26 protein-coding genes and 1 tRNA gene are annotated in these 24,111 nt (G+C 47.7%); 7 read left to right on the forward strand and 20 right to left on the reverse strand.

Going from position 1 to position 24,111, the window contains the following annotated elements; genetic code table 11:
• The 5 genes from purL to purB all read right to left on the reverse strand — a co-directional run.
• The coding region (purL, locus tag ABNT28_RS03720; RefSeq protein WP_332924188.1) for a phosphoribosylformylglycinamidine synthase subunit PurL at positions 1 to 1,561 on the reverse strand (1,561 nt) is incomplete at its 3' end.
• Positions 1,558 to 2,262 carry a phosphoribosylformylglycinamidine synthase subunit PurQ gene (gene purQ, locus ABNT28_RS03725; protein WP_332924187.1) on the reverse strand — a complete coding sequence of 235 codons (705 nt, stop codon included), beginning with the start codon at positions 2,260 to 2,262 and terminating at the stop codon, positions 1,558 to 1,560. The genes purQ and purL, both read right to left, overlap by 4 nt.
• 8 nt (positions 2,263 to 2,270) lie before the next feature.
• The gene (gene purS / locus ABNT28_RS03730) at positions 2,271 to 2,519 is read right to left on the reverse strand and encodes a phosphoribosylformylglycinamidine synthase subunit PurS (RefSeq protein ID WP_332924186.1); all 249 of its coding nucleotides are present in this window, start codon (positions 2,517 to 2,519) and stop codon (positions 2,271 to 2,273) included.
• 51 nt (positions 2,520 to 2,570) lie between these two features.
• Entirely contained in the window at positions 2,571 to 3,332 is a 762-nt protein-coding gene (gene purC / locus ABNT28_RS03735; RefSeq protein WP_332924185.1) for a phosphoribosylaminoimidazolesuccinocarboxamide synthase, read from the reverse strand.
• Between the two features lie 9 nt (positions 3,333 to 3,341).
• Positions 3,342 to 4,634: an adenylosuccinate lyase gene (gene purB, locus ABNT28_RS03740; RefSeq protein ID WP_332924184.1), complete on the reverse strand. Its 1,293-nt coding sequence runs from the start codon at positions 4,632 to 4,634 to the stop codon at positions 3,342 to 3,344.
• Positions 4,635 to 4,741: 107 nt separating this feature from the next.
• Between purB and ABNT28_RS03745 the strand changes: the two genes are divergently transcribed.
• Positions 4,742 to 4,936, forward strand: a complete 195-nt coding sequence (locus ABNT28_RS03745; RefSeq protein WP_332924183.1) for a hypothetical protein — start codon at positions 4,742 to 4,744, stop codon at positions 4,934 to 4,936.
• A gap of 24 nt (positions 4,937 to 4,960) precedes the next feature.
• Here the strand turns inward: ABNT28_RS03745 and radC are convergent, their stop codons facing one another.
• On the reverse strand, positions 4,961 to 5,692 hold the full coding sequence (gene radC / locus ABNT28_RS03750) for a DNA repair protein RadC (protein WP_332924182.1): 732 nt from the start codon (positions 5,690 to 5,692) through the stop codon (positions 4,961 to 4,963).
• Between the two features lie 56 nt (positions 5,693 to 5,748).
• On the reverse strand, positions 5,749 to 6,540 hold the full coding sequence (gene map / locus ABNT28_RS03755) for a type I methionyl aminopeptidase (RefSeq protein ID WP_348721033.1): 792 nt from the start codon (positions 6,538 to 6,540) through the stop codon (positions 5,749 to 5,751).
• Positions 6,541 to 6,755: 215 nt separating this feature from the next.
• Here map and ABNT28_RS03760 point away from each other — a divergent pair, with 215 nt between their 5' ends.
• Positions 6,756 to 7,520, forward strand: a complete 765-nt coding sequence (locus tag ABNT28_RS03760; RefSeq protein WP_332924165.1) for a molybdopterin-binding protein — start codon at positions 6,756 to 6,758, stop codon at positions 7,518 to 7,520.
• A 7-nt stretch (positions 7,521 to 7,527) separates the two neighbouring features.
• Here ABNT28_RS03760 and ABNT28_RS03765 read toward each other — a convergent pair whose 3' ends face one another.
• Positions 7,528 to 8,409: a rhomboid family intramembrane serine protease gene (locus tag ABNT28_RS03765; RefSeq protein ID WP_332924164.1), complete on the reverse strand. Its 882-nt coding sequence runs from the start codon at positions 8,407 to 8,409 to the stop codon at positions 7,528 to 7,530.
• A gap of 170 nt (positions 8,410 to 8,579) precedes the next feature.
• Between ABNT28_RS03765 and ABNT28_RS03770 the strand changes: the two genes are divergently transcribed.
• Positions 8,580 to 9,776: a hypothetical protein gene (locus ABNT28_RS03770; protein WP_348721034.1), complete on the forward strand. Its 1,197-nt coding sequence runs from the start codon at positions 8,580 to 8,582 to the stop codon at positions 9,774 to 9,776.
• A gap of 95 nt (positions 9,777 to 9,871) precedes the next feature.
• Here ABNT28_RS03770 and ABNT28_RS03775 read toward each other — a convergent pair.
• Positions 9,872 to 9,956: transfer RNA gene (locus ABNT28_RS03775), tRNA-Leu, on the reverse strand.
• Between the two features lie 217 nt (positions 9,957 to 10,173).
• Between ABNT28_RS03775 and ABNT28_RS03780 the strand changes: the two genes are divergently transcribed.
• Positions 10,174 to 10,422, forward strand: coding sequence for a cysteine-rich CWC family protein (locus ABNT28_RS03780; RefSeq protein WP_332924162.1), 249 nt, complete (start codon positions 10,174 to 10,176; stop codon positions 10,420 to 10,422).
• A gap of 54 nt (positions 10,423 to 10,476) precedes the next feature.
• On the opposite strand, the gene ABNT28_RS03785 is transcribed toward ABNT28_RS03780, so the two are convergent.
• Positions 10,477 to 11,100: an HD family hydrolase gene (locus ABNT28_RS03785; RefSeq protein WP_332924161.1), complete on the reverse strand. Its 624-nt coding sequence runs from the start codon at positions 11,098 to 11,100 to the stop codon at positions 10,477 to 10,479.
• A gap of 115 nt (positions 11,101 to 11,215) precedes the next feature.
• Here ABNT28_RS03785 and ABNT28_RS03790 point away from each other — a divergent pair, with 115 nt between their 5' ends.
• Positions 11,216 to 11,914, forward strand: a complete 699-nt coding sequence (locus ABNT28_RS03790) for a hypothetical protein (protein WP_332924160.1) — start codon at positions 11,216 to 11,218, stop codon at positions 11,912 to 11,914.
• A 2-nt stretch (positions 11,915 to 11,916) separates the two neighbouring features.
• On the opposite strand, the gene ABNT28_RS03795 is transcribed toward ABNT28_RS03790, so the two are convergent.
• Entirely contained in the window at positions 11,917 to 12,540 is a 624-nt protein-coding gene (locus ABNT28_RS03795) for a flavin reductase family protein (protein WP_332924159.1), read from the reverse strand.
• 157 nt (positions 12,541 to 12,697) lie between these two features.
• On the opposite strand from ABNT28_RS03795, the gene ABNT28_RS03800 reads away from it, so the two are divergent.
• Positions 12,698 to 13,381 (forward strand): glutathione binding-like protein, encoded by a 684-nt coding sequence (locus ABNT28_RS03800; protein WP_332924158.1) that lies wholly within the window; start codon positions 12,698 to 12,700, stop codon positions 13,379 to 13,381.
• 238 nt (positions 13,382 to 13,619) lie between these two features.
• Here the strand turns inward: ABNT28_RS03800 and ABNT28_RS03805 are convergent, their stop codons facing one another.
• Both ABNT28_RS03805 and ABNT28_RS03810 read right to left on the reverse strand, forming a co-directional pair.
• The gene (locus ABNT28_RS03805) at positions 13,620 to 14,015 is read right to left on the reverse strand and encodes a YcgN family cysteine cluster protein (protein ID WP_332924157.1); all 396 of its coding nucleotides are present in this window, start codon (positions 14,013 to 14,015) and stop codon (positions 13,620 to 13,622) included.
• Between the two features lie 5 nt (positions 14,016 to 14,020).
• Entirely contained in the window at positions 14,021 to 15,283 is a 1,263-nt protein-coding gene (locus ABNT28_RS03810; protein ID WP_348721035.1) for a cyclopropane-fatty-acyl-phospholipid synthase family protein, read from the reverse strand.
• A gap of 131 nt (positions 15,284 to 15,414) precedes the next feature.
• Between ABNT28_RS03810 and mnmC the strand changes: the two genes are divergently transcribed.
• Positions 15,415 to 17,247: an FAD-dependent 5-carboxymethylaminomethyl-2-thiouridine(34) oxidoreductase MnmC gene (gene mnmC, locus ABNT28_RS03815; protein ID WP_348721036.1), complete on the forward strand. Its 1,833-nt coding sequence runs from the start codon at positions 15,415 to 15,417 to the stop codon at positions 17,245 to 17,247.
• Between the two features lie 17 nt (positions 17,248 to 17,264).
• Here the strand turns inward: mnmC and ABNT28_RS03820 are convergent, their stop codons facing one another.
• The 7 genes from ABNT28_RS03820 to alr all read right to left on the reverse strand — a co-directional run.
• A complete protein-coding gene (locus ABNT28_RS03820) occupies positions 17,265 to 17,990 on the reverse strand; it encodes an SDR family NAD(P)-dependent oxidoreductase (protein ID WP_332924154.1) in 726 nt (241 codons plus the stop codon).
• 20 nt (positions 17,991 to 18,010) lie between these two features.
• A complete protein-coding gene (purF, locus tag ABNT28_RS03825) occupies positions 18,011 to 19,462 on the reverse strand; it encodes an amidophosphoribosyltransferase (RefSeq protein ID WP_332924153.1) in 1,452 nt (483 codons plus the stop codon).
• A 95-nt stretch (positions 19,463 to 19,557) separates the two neighbouring features.
• Positions 19,558 to 20,202: a CvpA family protein gene (locus ABNT28_RS03830; protein ID WP_332924152.1), complete on the reverse strand. Its 645-nt coding sequence runs from the start codon at positions 20,200 to 20,202 to the stop codon at positions 19,558 to 19,560.
• A 42-nt stretch (positions 20,203 to 20,244) separates the two neighbouring features.
• On the reverse strand, positions 20,245 to 21,615 hold the full coding sequence (gene radA, locus ABNT28_RS03835; protein WP_332924151.1) for a DNA repair protein RadA: 1,371 nt from the start codon (positions 21,613 to 21,615) through the stop codon (positions 20,245 to 20,247).
• Positions 21,615 to 22,397, reverse strand: a complete 783-nt coding sequence (locus ABNT28_RS03840; RefSeq protein ID WP_332924150.1) for an ATP-binding cassette domain-containing protein — start codon at positions 22,395 to 22,397, stop codon at positions 21,615 to 21,617. Before ABNT28_RS03840 ends, radA begins: the two co-directional genes overlap by 1 nt.
• Positions 22,398 to 23,174 (reverse strand): ABC transporter permease, encoded by a 777-nt coding sequence (locus ABNT28_RS03845; RefSeq protein WP_332924149.1) that lies wholly within the window; start codon positions 23,172 to 23,174, stop codon positions 22,398 to 22,400. It abuts the gene before it with no gap.
• 61 nt (positions 23,175 to 23,235) lie between these two features.
• On the reverse strand, positions 23,236 to 24,111 hold an 876-nt coding region (gene alr, locus ABNT28_RS03850), incomplete at its 5' end, for an alanine racemase (RefSeq protein ID WP_348721037.1).

Consider the following 24,111-nt stretch of genomic DNA (forward strand, 5'->3'; position numbering starts at 1 on the left):
TTGCGGCTTCGCCCATACCGACAACCGACTGTGCCAGTTGTGCCATGATTTCCGGTTTTTCAGGATTGCCAAAATTCAGATTATTGGTAATGGCAAGTGGTGTTGCCCCAACCGAGGTGATGTTTCGATAGGCTTCGGCAACAGCTTGTGCGCCGCCTGTTTTCGGGTCAGCCTCAACATAGCGAGGTGTGCAATCCGTAGTCATAGCTAGGCCACGGTCAGTGCCATGAACGCGGATAAGGCCTGCATCACCGCCGGGACCAGCGATCGTGTCGGCCATTACCTGACTGTCATATTGTTCGTAAATCCAACGTCGGCTGGCTAGATCGCTTGTTCCCATAAGTTTTCGCAGAACATCACTGATAGGACCTGTTTCTGCAATATCGGCGGTTTTGATAACCGGACGGGATGGCACATCAGCCTGTGGGCGATCATATTCAGGGGCATCGTCAACCAAGGGGGCAATAGGAATGTCACAAGCGGTGCCACCATCTTTCAACAGGATAAGACGCCCAGTGTCAGTAACCTGACCAATGGGCATGAAATCGAGATCCCATTTATCAAAAATAGCACGCGCCACATCTGTTGCATCAGGTTTTAGCACCATCAGCATGCGTTCCTGAGATTCGGACAACATCAGTTCATAGGCGCTCATCTGTTCTTCTCGGGCAGGCACCAGATCAAGGTCGATTTCCATACCAAGGCCACCTTTTGACGCCATTTCGACCGAAGATGAGGTCAGGCCAGCGGCGCCCATATCTTGAATGGAAAGTACAGAATCAGACGCCATTAGTTCCAGACAGGCTTCCATCAGCAATTTGCCAGTGAACGGATCACCAACCTGAACCGTGGGACGTTTGGATTCGGTCTCATCGGAAAATTCGGTTGATGCCATGGTTGCGCCATGAATGCCATCACGGCCTGTTTTCGCGCCAACATAAATAACCGGATTGCCAGCTCCCGTTGCGGCTGATCTGAAAATACGGTCGCTATTGGCAAGGCCAACAGCCATTGCATTTACCAGAATATTGCCATTATAGGATGGGTCGAAATTAACCTCGCCACCCACAGTTGGAATGCCTATGCAATTGCCATAGCCGCCAATGCCCGAAACCACACCGCTTAGTAAATGACGGGTTTTTTCATGGTCAGCCGCGCCAAAGCGTAGCGCGTTCAGCAAGGCAACAGGGCGTGCGCCCATGGTAAAGACATCACGCAAAATGCCGCCAACACCCGTTGCCGCGCCTTGGTAGGGTTCGATAAAGGATGGATGATTATGGCTTTCGATTTTAAAGACCGCCGCCAGCCCGTCACCTATGGCGACAACGCCCGCATTTTCACCAGGCCCTTCTATAACATGCGCGCCATCAACAGGTAAGGTTTTGAGCCAGCGTTTAGACGATTTATACGAACAATGTTCTGACCACATCGCCGAAAAAATACCCAACTCGCATAGGTTTGGAACGCGTCCAAGCCGTTTCGTGATGAGTTGCCATTCATCCTCGGATAGCCCCATAGAGGCGGCATGTTCAAAGGTCATCATGTCAGTGTCCATATTCATGATGCCAGTGCCTCCAGACATGTTGATAATAGTAACGCACCATCACCGCCGCCTATGCTAGGGGTCATGGCACGCTCAGGATGCGGCATCATGCCCATAACGCGACCATTGGGCGAAACGATACCCGCAATGTCTTTGGCCGCGCCATTCGGATTTGCAGGACCGTGAATATCGCTTTCAACATAGGTGAAGGCTATCTGGCCATTATCTTCGAGCCGGTTTAGATCGTCGTCGCTAGCAAAATAGTTGCCCTCATTATGGGCAACGGGAATGGTGAGTTCGGTACCAACGGCCAGACCGCTGGTGAATGGGGATGCGATGGTGTCGCCAACCTTTATGCGTGTGTCACGACATACATAGTTCAGACCTGCATTGCGCAGTAAAACGCCGGGCAACATGCCAGTTTCAGTCAGTACCTGAAAGCCATTACAAACGCCAAGGACAGCGCCGCCACGTGCGGCATGATCCATCACCGCGTCCATCACAGGTGACCGGCCAGCCAAAGCACCACAACGTAGATAATCACCGAATGAAAATCCGCCCGGAATGATAATCAAATCAACCGGATCCAAGGTGGTTTCCTTGTGCCAGACAAGCTGCGGACGGCGACCTGTCAACTGTTCCATGGCGACCATCATATCGCGGTCACAATTTGATCCGGGGAAAACGGCGATTACAACGCGCATTGCTGACATGCTCATGCTACGGCCTATTCCTGTTCCACGATTTCAATGACGTAGTCTTCGATAACGGTGTTTGACAGCAATGTTTCGCACATGCGTGCCACACGCTGGTGAAGCCGTGCAGGATCAGCTTCGTCAATATCAAGCGTTATCTGTTTGCCAACGCGCACTTCACTAACTTCCTGAAAGCCCAGTCCGCGAAGAGAATGTTCAATGGCGCGGCCTTGCGGGTCAAGAACCCCTTCTTTTAGCGATATATTTACAACGACTTGCATCTATCTGCCTTTGATTGTGATTGATTTGGTTGGGTCGAATATTGTTATGGTTTATGAGTCAATTTTGCTGATATCGGGTATGCTGACATTAAGACGGTTTGCTATTTCCTGATACGCTTCGATCAAGCCGCCAAGGTCACGGCGGAACCGGTCTTTATCCATTTTTTCATGGGTGTGTATGTCCCACAGGCGGCAATTATCGGGGCTGATCTCGTCAGCCAGAATGATTTCGATGTCACCGTCAATTTCGATACGGCCAAATTCCAGTTTAAAATCGATCAGCCTTACACCAATCGCATGAAACATACCGGACAGAAAATCATTAATGCGCAAGGTATCTTCGCAGATTGTTTCCAGTTCTTCGGGCGTTGCCCAGCCAAAGGTAAAAATATGTTCAGGTGCAATGACCGGATCACCAAGGGCGTCATCTTTTAGACAGAATTCAATCAATGTCTGTGGAAGCTCTTCACCTTCTTCAAGGCCAAGGCGCTTACAAATTGATCCAGCCGCTACATTACGAACAATCACTTCAATAGGGACAATTTCCAACTGCCTTATGAGCTGTTCCCGATTATTGATCCGCGCCAGAAAATGCGTTGGAATACCCATTGCACCAACGGCCTGCATGATATGTTCACTGATATAATTATTTAAAATGCCTTTGCCTTTGATAACGTCCTTTTTCTGGGCGTTATAGGCGGTGGCATCATCCTTGAAATATTGAATCAAGGTGCCATCATCAGGCCCTTCAAAGATGACCTTTGCTTTGCCTTCATAAAGCATTTTACGCGTGTTTGATGGGGCGTTTGTCATGGCTATTCCTTAGGTGAACACGCGGTCGAAAATAGTGTCAACATGCTGAAAATGCTGGTCAAGATCGAATAAAGCTTCAAGGTCATCAGACGATAGAAATTTTGCGACCTCATCATCGGCTTTCAGTTTGTCCAGATAGCTGCCACCATCAGCCCAGATTTGCATCGCATTACGTTGCACCATCGTATAGGCATCTTCGCGGCTTGCGCCTTTTTGAGTGAGGGCAAGAAGAACTTGTTGTGAATGGACAAGCCCACCTAGCTGATCGAGATTGGCCTGCATATTCTCAGGATAAACCAAAAGGTTCTCTATTACGCCTGAAAGGCGGTGCAAGGCAAAATCAAGCGCCACAGTTGCATCGGGAGCAAATACACGTTCGACGGATGAATGTGAAATATCCCGTTCATGCCAAAGCGCAACATTTTCAAGCGCAGGGGTTACGGCTGCCCGCACGATTCGGGCAATGCCAGTCAAGTTTTCAGTCAACACCGGATTGCGTTTATGCGGCATCGCCGATGACCCTTTTTGGCCAGCCGAGAAAAATTCTTCGGCTTCGCGCACTTCGGTTCTTTGCATATGGCGGATTTCGGTAGCTAGCCGTTCAACAGAACTGGCAATAACACCAAGCACCGCAAAGAACATGGCGTGTCGGTCACGGGGAATGACCTGCGTTGAGACAGGCTCTACATGTAACCCCATTTTATCGGCAACATGTTGCTCAACAGATGGGTCGATATGGGCAAAGGTGCCAACCGCGCCCGAAATAGCACAGGTCGCTATTTCCTCGCGTGCCTGTTCCAAGCGTTTGCGACAGCGTTTAAATTCAGCATAGAATGTTGCCAGCTTCAGGCCAAAGGTCGTTGGTTCGGCGTGAATACCATGGCTACGCCCAATTGTTGGGGTATATTTATGTTCCTTGGCACGCTTATCCAGCGCTATCAGCAGGCGGTCGATGCCAGAAAGCATAAGATCGGAAGCCCGCGTCATTTGCACTGCAAGTGTCGTGTCAAGCACGTCAGATGACGTCATGCCCTGATGCACAAACCGCGCTTCGTCACCAACATATTCGGCAAGATTTGTCAGAAATGCGATAACATCATGTTTGGTTTCACGTTCGATTTCATTGATGCGATCAATATCGAATTTGCCACGCTTCCAGACAGCGGCGGCGGCGGCGGCGGGTATAACCCCTAATTGCGCTTGCGCATCACATGCGTGAGCTTCTATTTCAAACCAAATTTGGAACTTACTCTGCTCTGACCATATGGAGGTCATCTCCGGTCGGGAATACCGCGGAATCATTCGTCTAAAATCCTTTGCGTTGTAGGAAGTGTGGTTGTAACATTTGATATCTGGAAAAGCCAGCCAAGAACCACAATTTGTGGTTAATATTGGTAGGGAAACACAAGATGCTGATAAAAAGGTTGATTTTAGGTGCATTGATGACAGCCGCGCGGAATCCTGCGGTGCAGAAAAAAGCAGGTGAAGTGGCACATAAGGCGCTGGACAGTGCGCGACCTAGCTTGTTGAAAGCAAGTCGCAATGCAGGTGAGATGACGCGGAAGGCGAAAAAGAAAATCGACGATATTACCAGTGGGCAGTAAGTTGAATTTACGTGGTTACATAGGTCACAGATACCCAAGGTTTTTCAAGCTGACACATTGCTTTCCTGCGACGATCAAGTGATCGTGCAAGGTAATAGACATAATGTTGAGCGCGTCTTGAATGGCCGCAGTCATTTCAATATCTGCGGGTGATGGCTCGGCTTCACCGCTTGGATGATTATGCAGCATTATTGTTGATTGCGCGTGATGTTTTAACGCAACATTGACCACCTCGCGAACATAGACGGAGGTTTGGTCAACGGTGCCTTTTGAAAGCGTTTCCTCGGCGATCAACCGATTTTGATTATCAAGGCATAATATAACGAAATGTTCAATTGGCTGATGCGCTAACCGGTTGATACAATATTCCTGTACCTGAACCCAGTTGGTTAAAATGGGCTGATCTTTAATCCGAGAATGCGCCACATGCATACCAACAGCTTCGAACAGTTTGATTGTTGCGATATAGGCATCTCCCATGTCATCAACCGTTCGCAATGCATGGGTTTCGGCACGCAGAACGCCAGATAATGATTTAAATTTTTTGATTAAATTTTTTGCCAGTGGCTTAGTGTCTCGACGGGCATTGCCTGCATATAACATAACCTCGAGCAATTCGAGTTCAGTCAAACTGTCAGCGCCCTTATCAAGAATGCGCGCACGCATGCGTTTGCGGTGACCCGCCTTGCCAAGGTCTTTGTCGATGCGTTGGTGCGGTTTTCTGTTTTCCGCGTCATGTGAGTCTGTTGTGCCCATATACATAGGCATAATACAAAAGAACTAAAAAACCGTTAATCTAGTCATTAGTTATTTTAGCCATTGTAAGGCGGTAATGAAAAGCCAGCTGGCGATAAAGTGAAGATTTCCGGTTCATCTTCGGTAATGCCAATCGAATGTTCGAATTGTGCCGATAGACTTTTGTCACGCGTGACAGCTGTCCATCCATCATTCAGAATTTTGGTATCATGTTTGCCAGCGTTAATCATTGGTTCGATTGTAAAAATCATACCAGGCATCAATGTCATGCCCGTCTTTGGATCGCCATAATGCAAAACAGTGGGTGATGTGTGAAAAACCTGGCCAAGTCCATGACCAGTAAAATCGCGCACCACAGAAAAGCGTAACCCTTCGGCATATGATTGGATAGCATGACCAATGTCGCCAAGCGTATTGCCTGGCCGTGCCGCCTCAATCCCGCGCATCAGGCATTCATAGGTGACTTCTGTCAGGCGCTTGGCTTTTACAGAAGGGGTGCCAACATAAAACATACGCGAGGTATCACCATACCAGCCATCCAGAATAACGGTGATGTCAATATTCAGAATATCCCCGTCAATGAGTTTTTTGTCGCCGGGGATGCCATGACAAACAACATGGTTCAACGAAATACAGGTGGCTTTGGGAAAGCCTTTGTAATTGAGAGGGGCGGGGACAGCGTTATTTGCGACGATATATTCGTGGCAGATTTTATCGAGTTCGCCAGTGGTAATGCCAGCAATTACATGTGGGGTAATCATATCGAGTACGCTTGCGGCTAAACGGCCAGCGTCACGCATTTTGGCAAAGCCGTCTTTGCCATGCTGAATTACCGTTTCGGTGCGCATTATTTCATGTCTCCTGATTATCACAGCAGTTTTATAGAGCTTTTGTTGCTATTAAACCCGTTTTGCCACAATGCCAAGTCTGAAATAGGGTTTGCATGTAAAGCCATGGTAAGGCGAAGTGATGGTTTTTTGCGTCTGCATTTTAGCCTAAAGTATGTATAAAGACGTTCAGATAATTTTGCCGTCTTCTTTTGTGTTTTAGTCTGGAAAATAAAATGTCAAATCCAACCGCCGCTATTATCGTTATTGGTGATGAAATTCTTTCTGGTCGTACCAAAGATAAAAATATCGGGTGGTTAGCCGAGCAGCTATTTGCACAAGGCATTGATTTATGCGAAGCGCGCGTTATTCCCGATATTCGTGACACCATAATCACTACAGTGCAAAAGCTGTCATCTGAGTATGATCTGGTTTTTACAAGTGGTGGTATTGGTCCAACGCATGATGATATTACCACCGAAGCGATTGCGGCTGCGTTTGATAAGCCTGTGATACGGCATCCGGATGCGGAAGCGGTCTTGCTTAAGCATTATGCCAATACCGATCTGGAGTTTAATGCGGCACGTCAGAAAATGGCAGATATTCCATTAGATGCTGATCTGATCGATAACCCACTAAGCGCAGCCCCCGGGTTCATTCTGCATAATGTTCATGTGCTTCCCGGGGTGCCCTCCATACTACAAGCCATGTTTGAAGGGCTTCGTGCAAGATTGCCTGGTGGCGTGATGATGACGCGCATAACAGTTCAATGTAGTTCAGGTGAGGGCAATATAGCCACGATTATGGAGCGCGTTCAAAGTCAGTATGACGGTATCAGTGTCGGAAGTTATCCGTGGTTCAAACCAGGTAATTTTGGCACTGCCGTTGTTGTTAGCGGGCTTGATGCGCTTGTCGCTGGCAAAGCAGCCGAGGATATTGCCGCCGCGGTTTTTGAAATGGGTGTGACTGCCCAAATAGTGATGCCAGGTGATACGGCCTGATTTGTGCTTAGCCCCAAGGCGATTTTTTATCCGAGGGACGTTTGAAACCCGGCACTGAACCAGATTTTGTTGGTTTAGATGAGGGTGTTGAGAGAATGCGCGATCCCAGCGGGTCGCGGCGATATCGTTGCTTTGCTTCGCTTTTGATAGTGGCAAAAGAAATTGGTTCGCCGCTCCATCTTTGCGGGGGTAAGGCACGGTCAAACAAGGCAATATTGCGATTTTTGAAAAGTGGAATAAGCGCCATTCCAGCCAGAAACCCCCCAATATGTGCCATATAGGCAACGCCACCTTCATTGCCAGCCAAAGCCTGTGGCACAGCAACAAATTGTCCGGCGATCCAGACGCCAAGCACCAGCCATGCTGGTAGGTTGATAAAACGGAAAAATACAAAAATTAACATAAAGGTTCGCACCGAAGCCTTTGGATGCAACATGATATAGGCACCTAGAACACCAGCTATGCCGCCAGAGGCACCAATCATCGGTATTGTTGATTCGGGGTCAATCATACCCTGTGCAAAAGCGGCAGCAACACCGCAAAGCGCATAAAAGATGATGAATTTTACAGGTCCCATCGCATCTTCAACATTGTCACCAAAAATCCAGAGATACAGCATATTGCCACCAATATGCATCCATCCCCCATGCAGAAACATTGATGTGAAAATTGTCATCCATGCTGGCACCAGCACTATTTCAGACGGCAGTGTCGCGTCGCTGAGAACAAGAGCTGGGACAAAGCCAAGTTGATAAAGACTATGGTTTGCGGCTGATCCAGTCAGTGAGAGTTGCCAGAAAAAGCCCAAAATACATAAAATCAGTATTGTCCAAGATACAAACGGGCGTCGGCCAGTAGGATTGTCATCAAATAAGGGGAAAAAGAACATTAAATATGCCCATAATGGCGTTTCAAGGTGAGGTGTTCATTATAGATATGGGGGCAGATAGTTATTTTGTAAATAAACATCGAAAAGAGGGAATTGCCATAATTTAGATATAATTACCTGTTTAACATTGTGAAAATTTAATGGTGCCTTGCTGTTGATTGGAGATTGGGATGCGAATAATGGCTATGGTTGAAAAAATTGGATATGCGCTTTTTGGGGGCATGGCCATGTGGGCAATGGTGGGTACGGCACAGGCACAGGTAACGGTTTATCTGGAAGATGATGTCAAAGTAACCTTTTCATCAGGTTCGTTTGATAACCGCAATTTAAATGGCGAGATACAGGATGTTGCGATCTTCATTGATGATCATAGGTTGTTGACAGCTGATGAGGTGGAGGTTGATTCATCCGGACAGCCCGGAACACCAGATCACGTGATTAAACTTTTGCGGATGAAAAATGTTTATTTTGATGATTTGCCGTTGAGCATCAAAACAATGTTTATTCAGGATATGGCACCAGGCGTTTTTTCAGATCTTTCAAACCATTCAGCCCATATGAGCGCGATCACTGATTCATCAAAATTTACCCTGACCGGGATGGCTTATTCGGCTCACGGCATGTCGATGACGATTGATAGTATTACCAGCATGCCATTCACATTTGGCGCCCTTGCCAATGGTGATCCCTTTTTAAGAAAACTTGGCTCGAAGGTCGAAAATATGATTCTGACGCCCTTGCAAAATAGAGGGACTTTTGCCCAATTCATCGCCGCAACAGGCGAGCAGAACTTGACGCTTAATATGACGCAAACGCAGGTGAATGAAATCAGGAACGGGGTCGTATCTACCGATATCACCTTGAACACCACAATGAAGGGAATCGGTAATCTTGATGCCCAGCTTGGTATGCAAATGTCAGTGGATAGCTATGATAAGCTGTTTATGTCTGACGCATATGATCTGGAGCCAGATGACTTTGTGGATGTTGCGCTTGATGATATGTCAATAATGTTTACCGATTATGGGGCTGTTAACGCCGCGCTTCAGATGTCAGCACTCGAACAGAATGTTGATTATAATGTGGCGCGCGATCAGACTATCAAGATGATGCAATCGGCATTGAGCAGTTTTCTGCCAAATAGCGCTAGGGATTTAACGCCGCCACTGGATAGATTTATCAGAGATAGTGGGCAATTACGGCTGAGCGCCGTGCCGGATAGACCGTTCCCGTTTGCTAACATCATGCAATATATGTTTGCGCCAGACGCGGCGATAAAGGATTTGAACCTGAAGCTAGTGCATTTGCCACATGATAACGATAATAATGCTGAGACGTTGCAAAAGACCAAAGCGGTCGTCAGGTAAGCCGAACTTTCAAGGCTTTAGAATGGTGTGGTCAGATGTGCGCTTTTAAGAGGTAAGCGATAAAAGACTATTCTTATCGTTTGGCTAAAAAATCATGGTACGAGCGGGGGGACTTGAACCCCCACGGCCTAAGGCCCACGGATTTTAAGTCCGTTATGTCTACCATTCCATCACGCTCGCATCGCTTGCCGTGCCTAGCTGACGACAAGTCGCTATGTGATAACGTCAGTTGCGAAATGATGCAAAGAAAACCGACCATGCTAGGCAAAATTCCTGTGCTGATCGAATGACTGATATTTAGATCCCAAAACCATATGGACAGCATTACTGAATTGGATTTAGGATTTTAGCCTGTCATGACGGGCATTGATCATGTCAGCGACACTAGGAGGAGGACATGGACAAACTGATATGCGACATATGTGGCACAAGCTTTAATTGCGGCGCCCCTCCGGGCAAAGATAATTGCTGGTGCATGGAACTACCTAATCTGCGGCAAAGATTTGATCTGGCAGGTAAATGCGTCTGTCCAGATTGTATGACGCTTGGGCAAGCCAAGGATATAACCAAAGCGCGCAAAGCCCGAAAAAGCCAACGTGATAATTCGGCTGTCAAAGTATCACGACCTGTCAAAGTATCAGGTTAATTTTTATGTATTACGGGATAAGCTGGCGTCTGGCGTTTAGGTGCGTTGCCAACGCTATTTTGATTTTGTTCGGCCACCCAAAATTGAAAAGCGATGCAGGAAAGCGGCGCTGGCATCATTGGCTGACTGTGCGCGAAGTTTAATGTCAAAAATGCCGCGTGGCTTTGACAGGATTTTTGCCGCGTCTTCTGGGCTGAAACCGGCAAGCTGTGTGGCCTCAAGCCATGCCGCCATGCGGTCAGCGCGTTTGATTGACCGCACAATATGTTCAGGCAATACAGGGGGCAATCCAAAGCGGATATGCACTGCCTTTTCCAGACGATCTTCAATATCGTGATAAATACCACCAAGGGCGTATTTGAATGGTGTAATCATGTCACCAATCACATATTCCGGCGCATCATGCAGCAAGGCAGCTAGCTGCCATTTCTGTTCGATTTTTGGCGCATTGTGACGCAATAGACGTTCAACAAGGACGGAATGCTGGGCGACCGAAAACAGATGCTTGCCTTTGGTCTGTCCGTTCCAGCGGCTTACACGCGCCAGACCATGAGCAATATCTTCAACTTCGATATCCATTGGTGAGGGATTCAAAATATCAAGATGACGGCCACTTAGCATACGTTGCCATGCACGAGGTTCAGGAGAGGGGGGGGTAATAGATTTTATTTTGGGCATAAGCATATCTTGCCGACAGGATAATGATTTTTCAAGCGCATGTTCATCGCTATATTGGCCTTTATGCTATATTGTTGTATTGATTTGCAGTTGTTTTTTATGCCAAAGGCACTTTATGGATTTTTTCGAAACACAAGAGCGTTATCGTCGCCAAGAAATGCGAGGCTGGATACTGTTTCTGGCACGCGTTATTGTTGTCGGTGGTGTGCTATGGGTTGGCTGGCTGTGGGGACATGCCGAGCAGACAAGTCTGCAAGCAGAAGCCGATTTAGTTATTTATGAAAACAACCAACGCATTGATGCCCTAACCACACAGGTTCAGGATCTTGAACGCGTTATTGCCGAAAATAACGCCAAAAAGAAAACTTCCGATCTTATCGGAGGTAATCAGGCTGAATTGCGGTCCATCATTACCAAACAAATTGCCCGCGGTGTTACCCCTGAACAAATAATGTCGTCACTCAAAAGCCTGGGTGAACCGATTAACTGCCGTGAAGTTGCCAGACATGACATAGCGGTGGCAACACCGCTTTATGCAGGACCTGAATCCAAACTCGAACTATTCAGTGGTGGCCTGAATATGTTTGTTGAAGGGCAAGCTGGCAAAAAATCAGAACGTGAAACGCCTTGGTTTAATCCCACATCACCTGTTCGGGTCAGACATGCTTTTTTGAATGGTCAGAAAATTATCGAAGGCGTTTTACCTCTTGAGACCATAATTCCGGCTGAAGAATGGGTGCTTAAGCTAAATTACATCAAGGCAGATTTGCGCGGCTATGTCACGGTAATCGTTTCGAGTTGCGTTCTGCGCTAGCCTTAGGTTGTTGTTGTCGGGCGGGTCATTTCAAACAATTCTGTAACTTTTGAATAGTCTTTATAGCCAAGCCGCGCGAGGGGCTGAAACAGCGTATTGTCTATTTTACCATCGACGATTACATCATCGTCGATATAAATGCCGGTAACACGGCCAATAACCATAGAGCAGGGATGCGCGCCATCATCGGCAGGTAAGACAATTGTTTGCCAGTGAGTGCATTCCAGCGCGGCAGGCGCATTTGCCACACGTGGCACATTGATAGTTTCACCATCGACCATGCCTAGATTGGCCAGTTCAAATTCATTTGAGCCATAGGCATAACTGCCTGAGGTGATGTTCATCGCATTCCCGTGAGCTGCCCCCACAATATTGACAGTGAATTCGCCCGTTTCTTTTACATTACGCAATGAATCCTTGTCTGATCCATCAGGATTAGATCCAGCCGCAAACATCACCATAGGTGGTAATTCAGCGACAGCGTTAAAAAAACTATAAGGCGCAAGATTTAGGCTTTTGTCGTTTCCACGACTGGCAATCCAGCCTATTGGTCGTGGCGCTACAATCGCTTTTAACGGATTATAATGCAGGCCAGCGTTTTTATGTGTCCCAGGGGTAAAAAACATGCTTTTCTCACAATTCAGATTTTGGCGTAGATTGATCTTAACGTTATATATGCCTAGGACTCTCCTATGCTAGCATTTACGTCGATAAATGTATGAATTCTATTTTTTGTGTTTTTAAATGATCTCCAGACCATCCTAATTGATAAGGAATTAACTGATGATTGATCTATATTTTTGGCCAACCCCGAATGGACAGAAAATTTCAATAGCCCTTGAAGAGCTTGGTCTGCCGTATAATGTTCATATGATAGACATCAATAATAACGAACAATTTGCGCCTGATTTTTTGGCGATTTCTCCAAATAATCGAATACCAGCTATTGTCGATCATGATGGTGCCGATGGCCCTGTTAGCCTGTTTGAGTCTGGGGCAATTTTACATTATCTTGCAATCAAGACCGGCGCTTTGATGCCAGATGATACGCATGGTCAGAAAACAGTTATGGAATGGCTTATGTGGCAGATGGGTGGTTTTGGCCCTATGCTTGGACAAGCACATCATTTTAATTTTTATGCTAAGGAAAAACTGCCTTATGCCATAAAACGCTATAGTGCCGAAGCGAACCGTCTTTATGGCGTGCTTGATACCCAACTTGCAGGCAAAGATTTTGTTGCGGGTGATGCTTTGTCGATTGCCGATATAGCAATTTTTCCATGGACGCGGACACATGCTCGCCAAAATGTTGAAATCGAAAATTATCCCAATGTGGCGGCGTGGCGTATCCGTATGATTGAACGCCCAGCAGTTTTACGTGGCATGAAGTCAGGTGCAGGATTGCGTGAGGAAATCAAGGGAATGGATGATGCTGAATGGCGCGCCGCTTTTGGAGCGTCAGCATAGCGTAATTCAAAGCTAGGAAGCTGTTTGCTTTCCATCAAATTTCAATGTGCATGCGCCCGTAAAAATCTGTATGAACAGCGATTCTTTGCATAAGGTCCATTTTGGATCAGGTTGCCCTGATTCACTATGCCAGATTGTTGCAATTGAAAGTGTCGCCAATAAAGCTGCTAAAATCCACATGGTCCGGCTCATCAAGGTTCCTTTCGTTATATTGTCGGCGTCATGCACGCTAGGCTACCTACCATTCGGTAATATGGTTGGGCAAATCACTCTCGGGAATGTCCTTTTCGGAATAAATACGCCCCGCAACCGCATTGCCTGATGTGCGTGTGCTATTTTTATCACCGCTCACCAATGGATGCCATTCAGGTAGGTCTTGTTGTTCAAAAATCAGTCGATAAGCGCAACTTTTTGGCATCCATTTTAAATCAGCCAGATTGTCCGGTGTCAAAATTACACAATCAGGAACGATCTGTTTTCGATTGCTATAATCTGTGCATACACACGTTTCACAATTCAGTAATTTGCATCCAACGTCGGTGTAATAAACGTCACCACTATCAATATCTTCGAGCTTTAGAACACAACATTTTCCACAGCCATCACATAATGACTCCCATTCTGAGGATGACATTTCGTTTAGCTGTTTTTGTTTCCAAAAGGAGGTGTCTTGCACAATATGTCTCTATAAATTTCCTGTTGATTGGTTATGTAGTTTCGCGCTAGCGGCACAGCGGTATGATCGTGGGCTAGCTGAAACTGGAATACCATACCTTCTTGCACACGAAAAAAATATTCACAACCGACAAGATAAAACTCCCACATACGGATAAACTGATCGTCATATTCGTTGCGAATAGTATCAATATTGGCGCGAAAACGTAGGCGCCACTCGCGCAAGGTTTCCGCGTAATGGTCACGCATGATTTCCACATCAAGTATTTTTAGCCCCTGTTTGGAAACGCTTGTCAGTATCTGTTCAAGTGAAGGCAGATAACCGCCTGGGAAAATATATTTTGCCAGCCAGCGGTTACAAGGATGCGGACGCATATACACACCAATCGAATGGATCATGGCAACGCCTTTTGGTTTGAGAAGGTCTTTAACCATTTTGAAATAGGTATCATAGTTTCCGGGACCAACATGTTCGAGCATGCCTACCGAAACAATACGGTCAAAATTGCCTGTTTGATGGCGGTAGTCACGTAATTGAAAATCAAGCTGGTTCTGTCGGCCGCTTAGATCACGCTGTTTATTGGCAAAATCAAGCTGGCGTTCAGACAAGGTGATGCCAGTTACATGTGTTTCAGGGACGCAATCGATCAGCGCGTTGGCTAGGCCACCCCAGCCGCATCCGATATCCAGAACATTTTGCTTGGGCTGTAGGTTAAGTTTAGCGGCAATGCGTGCCAGTTTATTAATCTGCGCCTGTTCGATTGTTTTGGTGTTCTCGTCAAAATAGGCGCATGAATATTGCCGTCTTGGGTCAAGAAAATTGTCAAAAAGGCTGTCTTTCAGATCATAATGATGCGCTACGTTGCGTTTGGATTTTCGTACCAAATTGCTATGCCGTAGAAAAGCAAATCGGTTGCTTACGGCCAGACTTAACCGTCCTGCCCAATGCATCAACCAATGTTTGTGATTAGACATCAAAAACAGCATCAGGGAATCAAGATCATCATTTTCGATTGTAAGATTGCCATTCACATAGGCTTCGCCGATGGCCAAATCAGGACGCATAACGATTTCGCGAAAAACGCGGTTTGACCGTAATCTGACCATGACTTCGGGTCCGTCATGATTTCCAAGGCATGTAACAGGTTTTTTGTCTGCAATCTTGATAGTGATTTTGCCGACATTCACAAATTGTTTAAAAACGGACAACGTAATCCGATCAAGCATCTTTCAGCCCTCATGTTAGTTACGTTTGTTAGTTTATCCAATCATGTATAATAAATAGTTAACCGTAATCACTAAAGTTTAGCTTTGTTTGTATTACGGCATCATTTTATTGATTAATATATTGGTTCATAATGAGCGAAAATCTACATATGCATGATGGTGCGGACTATCGTCTTGCCGAAGCCAAGATTAGCTGGCGTGATAATGTTATACGTGCCGATAGCTATGATGACGTCTATTTTTCGGTTGAAGGGGGGCTGGGGGAAAGCCGCCATGTATTCCTTGGTGGGAATAATTTACCCGTTCGTTTGCAAAACATATCCCATTTCACAATTGCTGAAACGGGCTTTGGCACAGGGTTAAACCTGCTGGCAGTAATGGCGGAGATGCATAAATTTCCCGCGCTTCAGCTGGATTATATTTCTTTTGAAGCCTGCCCACTTGAGGTCGATGATCTCGAACGTGCGCATGCGCCTTTTGGCGAGGTGGCCGCCTATGCCAAAGCGCTACGTGACGCTTTGCCACCACGCTGGCATGGGACGCATATGGTGCCTTTGCTTGATGGGAGGGTGCGCTTGCATCTGATTTATGGGCAGGCCGAGGACATGCTGGCAAAGATGGATTTTCGCGCTGACGCATGGTTCCTTGATGGATTCAGTCCAGCCAAAAACGCAGCGATGTGGAACAAAAACACGTTGGCACATGTTGGCCGTTTGACGCGTCAAGGCGGCACCATATCTAGCTTTACCGTGGCAAGTGGTGTTCGAGATACGCTTCAGGATGCTGGATTCATTGTTGAAAAATGTCCCGGATTTGGTCGCAAACGTCATATGCTGACAGGTCAAAAGCCGCTCGTTACCCCAAAGGTTACAACGTCAACCCGAATCAAACAGGTTGCGATTATTGGCGGTGGTATAGCCGGAGCCTCAATTGCGGCAGGCCTTAATAGGCGCGGTATTGCAGCGACTATCTTTGATAGTGCAGAGCGATTGGCGCATGGGGCATCAGGTAATCGGATGGCGGTGCAAAGCCCGCGTTTGGCTGTCGATCATAATGTTGCTAGTCAGCTATCAACCTTATGCCTGTCTTTTGCGGCCAGATTATCTGATACGCTGGATTGTAGCGTTGCCAAACAGGTGATTTCGCTTGATTGGCCGCATCGCGAGGCAGTTCGGCAAGATAAATTCAGACGGCAATTCTGGCCCACTAGTTTGATGCGTTTTGTTGATGCCACCGAAGCGTCAGCACTTTCTGGTATCGCGCTTCCTCTTGGGGGGGCGGTGCATGATTATGGCCGTATTATTAATCCGGTAAAATATGTTGAACGCCTTGCCAAGGGGGCGGCTTTGGCATTGGCAACAAAGGTAACTGATGTCAGCCGGCTGGATGACCAGACGTTTCATATGAATGATGATAGGGATATAACCTATCAAGCTGTTGTGCTGGCTGGCGGGGCGGATATGACCGATATTCTGAAGCTAATGCACAAAAGCGGCATCCCGGTTGAAATTACTTCAGGTCAGGTCAGCCATATTCCATCAAATTCAGGCTTGAAACCATTGACAGCAGGATTGAGTTTTGGGGGCTATCTTACCCCAGTAGATGAGGGATTTCATGAGCTTGGTGCCACATTTGACCGCACCGCCGCAATGGCCGTCACCGATGAAGGGCATGGCCATAATGTTGGTTTGTTACCTAAAGGTATGGCTGGGTTGATAGATGCTTCAAATGTTTCAGGTGGTTTTACCGGACGCGTGAGCCAGCGTGCCAGCACGCCGGATCGCAACCCGATCATGGGGCATCTTGCTGATCACATCTATTGTCTTGGGGCATTAGGCGCACGTGGTATGACCTTTGCGCCTTTACTTGGTGATATGCTGGCGGCTGAGATCGCAGACATGCCAGTTTCGTTGGCACGCGATATACGACATGCGCTTGATCCGTTTCGATTCAGGATGCGCTAAGACCGCGAAATATAATTTTAAAGACCAAGCATTTCCCGCGCTGACATAACTTTGCCATGTATTTGACAGGCCGGACTAAGCAACGTGGTGAAAGCAGGGGCGATGTCCTCGGGTGCGGGGATCGTGCTGGCATCTTCGCCCGGAAAAGCAGACGCGCGCATGCGTGTCGCCGTTGCGCCGGGGTTAAGCATATTGATACGTAAATTTGTCTGTTCGGTTTCCGCCGCCCAGCATGTGCCTAATGCCTCAAGGCCTGCTTTTGAGGCGGCATAGGCGCCCCAGAAAGCGCGTGGGTTAGTTGCCGCCCCCGAAGATACCAGAATGGCGCGCCCCGCGTCACTTTGCAGAAGCAATGGCTCCATCGCCTTTATCAGGTGCCATTGCGCGGTCAGATTGATCAATATGGTGTTGTTCCAGACGCTTTCTTCATGATGTGAAACAGGCGTCAAGGGGCCGATCATGCCCGCATTGGCAACAAGGCCATCTAGCCGTCCCCATCGGCTTTGAATGGCGCCAGCCAGTCTTGGAATAGCTGGTGTGTCAGCCATGTCCAACTCAACAATCGTTGCTTTGCTTCCGGCTGATTTAATAGCATCGTCGGTTTCTTCCAGCGCGCCTGTGGTGCGGCCAGTAATAATCAGTTCGGCACCAGCTTGCGCGGCAAGAATGGCCACAGCACGCCCAATACCACGGCTTGCACCTGTCACTAGCACCAACTTGCCATCAAGGTCTTGATTGCTCATCGCCGTTAATTACCCCCGTATTAGTTAATCACGCCATGTGAAACGCGCTTTGCCGATAGGCCTGTTGCCAGCTTAATTGGATAATCGCCAGTGAAACAGGCATCACAAAATTGTGGGCTGTCGGTATCACGGCGCGCTTCGCCCATCGCCCGATACAGGCCGTCAATTGATACAAAGCTGAGGCTGTCAGCACCAATTTCCTTGGCGATCTCATCAACAGTCATATGGGCGGCAATAAGCTGATCTTTATCAGGCGTGTCCACTCCATAAAAGCAAGGGTTTATCGTTGGTGGGCTGGCAATGCGCATATGGACTTCGGTGGCACCTGCGGCACGCATCATTGATACAATCTTGCGCGAAGTGGTGCCGCGTACAATCGAATCATCAACCAGTATCACACGTTTGCCAGAAACCGTCGCCGGATTGGCGTTATGCTTCATCTTGACCGAGTCATTCCGGCCTTTCTGCGTTGGCTGGATAAAGGTACGTCCGATATAGTGGTTGCGGATGATGCCTAGTTCAAACGGTATATTTGCCGCCTGCGCATAACCAAGCGCGGCAGGCACGCCTGAGTCAGGCACAGGAATGACCAGATCAGCATCAATATGTGACTCAGCAGCCAGTTCGGCACCAATCGATTTGCGCGCATGATAAACGCCGCGCCCCTCAAGCATGCTGTCCGGACGGGCAAAATAGACATATTCAAAAATACAAAAGCGTGAGGGCTGTTCCTGAAATGGCATTATTGATGTGATGCCATTTTTATCAATGACAACCATTTCGCCAGGCAAAAGATCACGGATAAATTCGGCGCCAATAATATCAAGCCCACATGTTTCGGATGAAAGCACATAGGCATTATCACGCTTGCCAAGCACAAGCGGGCGCACGCCATGCGGATCGCGAACGCCAATCATCATGTCGTCGGCAATACAGACTAATGAATATGCCCCTTCAATCTGTTTCAGCGCGTCGATCAATCGATTGCTGACGCCTTGCTGGTGTGACCTAGCGACCAGATGAACGATGATTTCTGTATCGGTTGATGACTGGAAAAGGCTACCAGTTTCAACAAGCGATGCCCGCAAACGCGCGGCATTGGTTAAATTACCGTTATGTGCTAGTGCAAAGCCACCAAAGGCAAGCTCGGATGAAAAGGGCTGTATATTGCGTACTTCGGATGGGCCTGTTGTCGAGTAACGATTATGCCCAATTGCAATATGGCCTTTAAGAGCCTGCATTGGCGCTGAATTGGCATCAAAATTTTCACCAACATGTCCCACACCGCGATGAGCATGAAAATGTTTGCCATCAAAGCTGACAATCCCTGATGCCTCTTGCCCGCGATGTTGAAGTGCATGAAGACCCAGGGCAGTATGAACGCTCGATTCGGGTGTGCCAAAAATACCAAAGATTGCACATTCTTCGTGAAAATGGTCGTCGTCAAATGGATTCGTGGAAACACCGGTCATGCAATTTTCCTATTAAAACGCGCAATCATATTGAGCGTCAGGTTATCCCCTTTAACCTGTTGACCGTCAAGAAGCAGATAGACAGTATAACGCGGTCACTCAGTCATTTCGACCTCGTCAGCTAATAGATCAAGTTTATCACTTGCTGTTTCGCTGACATCAGATAATGGGGCTTTATCAGTATCAATAAGCTCTTTATCGTCAGTGCTACTATCTAAAGGAACGTTTTCCAGCAGGCGGTTGCGCATATCCTCAGGGATCACACCGGACAGACTATGCACGCTTTGCCGCATATATGGTGTGCTATACGATTCAGTTACGATGTCAGGTAGTTTGCTTTCACCATCAAGGGCAACAACGGCTGTCATATAGGCGATAAGGACAATGACATAGCCTCTTACAACCCCAAAAATGACACCAAGCCATCGATCCAGACTCCCCAGACCAGCCCGCTTCAAGCTAGGTGACATCAGGCTTGCTATCACAAACCAGACGACGACGGTAATGGCGAATGGTAATGCCCAAGACAAGGCAGCTGCTAGCCCTTCAACATTGATGATGTCGGATATTAGCGGCTCAAGCGCAGGCGCGCTTAGCTTGGCGACAAAGACTGAAATAACCCAGCCGACAATGCCAAGAAATTCGCGGGTCATGCCACGCAAGGTTGAAAATAACGCCGATACAAGCAATACAACGAGCACTGCATAATCAACTAGATTTAGGACAGAAAAATCAAACATCTTTGGGTCCAAAAGGGTAGTGCGGTTCCATAGATACTAGCATCATGTCATTCCCCCCATAATGTCAATTAGCTCTGCGAGCGTAGATGGCTGCGCAACAGATATTTTTGATGACGTTGATAGTTTTTTGCGTGGACGCGGCATAATGGCATTGTCAAAACCCAGTTTTGCTGCCTCTTTCAGACGTGATTCGGCCTGTGCCACCTGTCTTAATTCGGCCGATAGTGCAACTTCGCCAAAAAATACGGTTCGTTTTGGGGCAGGCCGCCCTGTTACCGATGAGATCAATGCTGCCGCCACCGCTAAATCTGCGGCAGTTTCGGAAATTTTCATACCACCAGCAACATTCAGGAAAATATCCCGACCTGATAACGGTACCCCGCATCGCGCTTCCAGAACCGCCGTCAACATGGCAAGACGACTGCTATCCCAGCCAACAACGTTCCGCCTTGGTGACGCCAGTGATGAAGGGGCAACCAAGGCTTCAATCTCGACAAGAAGGGGACGGCTTCCCTCGATGCCAGCAAAGACAACCGCACCAGTGACTTCGTCACGGCGGTCAGCCAGAAACAGCTCGGACGGGTTCGGTACTTCGGCAAGTCCGGTTTCGACCATTTCAAAAACACCAATTTCATCCGTGGCACCGAAACGGTTTTTGACACTGCGTAGAATCCGGAAATGATGCGATCGATCACCTTCAAAATACAGCACCGAGTCCACCATATGTTCAAGCACGCGGGGGCCAGCAATGGCGCCGTCTTTGGTCACATGCCCGACAATCAACAAGGCGGCGCCCTGTTGTTTTGCAGATCGGATCAATTCCTGTGCGGTGGCACGTACCTGAGAGACTGTGCCAGGTGCCGAATCCAATGTTGGCAGATACATCGTCTGAATCGAATCGATAACAATGACGTCAGGTCCATCAGCACCCCCAAGTGATGCTGCAATATCACTAGCATTTGTCGCGGTTGCTAGTTGCACATTGGTATCGCTTAATCCCAGACGCCGCGCACGCATACGCACTTGATCGGCTGATTCTTCGCCGGAAATATAGGCAGCTTTCAACCCGCCCGATGCCAGTTTGCATACCAGTTGTAATAATAATGTTGATTTGCCAATACCCGGATCACCACCAATTAATGTTGCCGATCCGGGAACAAGTCCACCGCCAGACACACGGTCAAATTCAGAAATATGTGATAGATGCCGTGGTAAAGGTTTGGTGTTGGGGGGTAGATCAAGTGCTTCAAGTGATATGCGGCGTCCCTGAGCGCGTTTGCCTGGGCCAGACGGGGCTTCGTTGCGTTCTTCGGCAAGCGTGTTCCATGCTCCGCAATCGTCGCATCGGCCTGCCCATTTTGGAGATATTGCGCCGCATTGCTGACAAACAAAGCTAACCGATGATCGTGCCATTAATTATTTGCCTTTTGCGCTGATCTTGTCAGGGGACCATCAGCAAGGCCATGAACGAACTGGTGAACTTCGGGAATGCCGCTATCATCCATTTTTGCGACTGACCCGCACCAGATAATGACGCCGTTATGTATCATCGCGACCTTGTCGGCAATCCGCCGTACAGACGCCATATCATGGCTAATGGTAATGGCTGTTGCACCAAGGCGTTTGACAGCATCAATAATCAAACTATCAATAACGCCGCCTGTTATAGGATCAAGCCCAGATGTTGGTTCATCAAAAAGCAAGATTTCAGGCTTGTCGGCAATTGCGCGCGCCAACGCCACGCGTTTTTGCATACCACCGGATAATTCGGCTGGATATTGATCAATTACGTCAGGGGCAAGGCCAAGTTGGGTAATTGTGTCTTTGGCTATCTGCCTAGCGTCATCGCGTGACATTTTTTGGCTCTGGACCAGCCGGAAGGTTACATTTTGCCATATTGGTAATGAGTCAAACAGCGCGCCAAACTGAAAGGTCATACCAAAGCGTCGCCGGATGGCTTCTAGTTTTTTTCGGTTTGCGCCCAGTATTTCCTGTCCATCAATTTTGATTGATCCGCCATCTGCCACTATCAGTCCAAGCAGACATTTGAGAGATACGGATTTACCGCATCCCGAAGTGCCAATGATGCAAAGTGATTCCTGTGCATCGACGGAAACATCAATACCGCGTAAAATTTGTTTGCCATCAAATGATTTGGTAACGCCTGCAAGTTCGATTTTTGGTGTCGTCATCATTTAGACTCCAAAATACAAAGCAGTGACAAGATAGTTAGAAATCAATATCAGGATTGACGAAGACACGACGGCGTTTGTTGTGGCGCGACCAACACCTTCGGCACCGCGTCCTGAATAATAGCCATGATAACATCCCATCAAGGCAATCAGAAACCCAAATACGGCGGCCTTGACCAAGCCAAGGGTTATGTCGGAAATTTCCAGATATTCCAATGTCCGTGACAGATAAACTGACGGATTAAATCCTAGCCTATAGACGCCAACAATATATCCGCCAAACACGCCAATTATATCGCCAATCAACACAAGAAATGGCAAGCACAAGGTTCCCGCCATGATACGTGGGGCAACCAGATATTGCATCGGGCGGGTTGAAAGCGTGTCGAGGGCATCAATCTGGTCAGTCACGCGCATGGTGCCGATCTCGGCTGCCATTGATGCGCCGATCCTTCCGGCAACCATTAATCCGGCTAGAACCGGACCAAGCTCGCGTGTCACAGACAGAACGACAACGGTTGCAACGGTATCTTCAGCAGAAAAGCGCGCAAATCCAGTATATGATTGTAAGGCCAAAACCATTCCCGAAAACAGCGTTGTCAAACCAACGACGGGTAATGAATAGTAACCTATATCAAGCATTTGCCGCCATAATTGGCGCCAATAATAGGGCGGAAAAAAAGACCAGCGAACAGCTGCCGAGGTGAACAGCGTTATACGTCCAAGTGACGCCAGAAAATTTAGTACGGCGTGGCCGATATTACGCACAAAGCCTGTCATAAATCAGTCACCTTGGTAGAACGTTGCGACGGTTATTTATGACAATGTTTGCCCTTTTTGGCTATAGGTAATCTGCATATCGTCGGTTCGCGCGCTGGCTTAAGCCTGTGAGAATTTCATAAGGAATTGTGCTGGCATCATCTGCCATGTCTTCGATGCTGTATAAATCGCTTAGTAAGGCGACCGTTTCGGCCTTTTGCATGATGTTTCGGGGCATGTCGGTAACATCAACCGTAATGCTATCCATGGAAACACGGCCAATGACAGGTGCACGGTGTCCAAGAATGTTCACGTAAGCTTTACTGCCAAGGCTGCGATGATAGCCATCTGCGTAGCCAATCCCCACAGTTGCGATGCGTGATGGACGGGTTAATTTATGCGTACCACCATAACCAACCATTGCGCCAGCCGGTGCGTTTTGAACCTGAATAATGCGGGCATGCCAAGCGACCGTCGGTTTCAAACCGTCGGTTTGTTGCAAGGCATAGTCTTTGCCGCAAGGGTGAACACCGTAAATAGCTATGCCCGGGCGGGTCATCTGATAATGAAAATCTGTATCCAAAAAGATACCGCCACTATTGGCCAGACTGGCTTTCATGCCGGCAAAAAAGCTATGATATTCGTCAAACCGTGCTTTCTGGACATTGTTGGCTGAACCATTGGTGATTTCGCCTGAAATGAGATGGCTCATAACATATGTGATGTCCAGATTGTTCAAGGCCTGTTTGTTTTCAATGAGCCAGTCAGTCTGATCTGGATCAAAACCAAGTCGGGTCATACCAGTATCCAGATGCAATAAAGCTGGCATCGTTTCATTGGCATTTTGGGCAAATAGGCGCCACCGGCTTAATTGTTCCAGATCATTCAGAACAGGCGTCAGCCGATATACGCGCATATCATGTTCTTGGCCGCGTTGGCATCCATGGAGCACCATGAT

Source organism: uncultured Candidatus Puniceispirillum sp. (genome assembly GCF_963979125.1).
Taxonomy (GTDB): domain Bacteria; phylum Pseudomonadota; class Alphaproteobacteria; order Puniceispirillales; family Puniceispirillaceae; genus Puniceispirillum.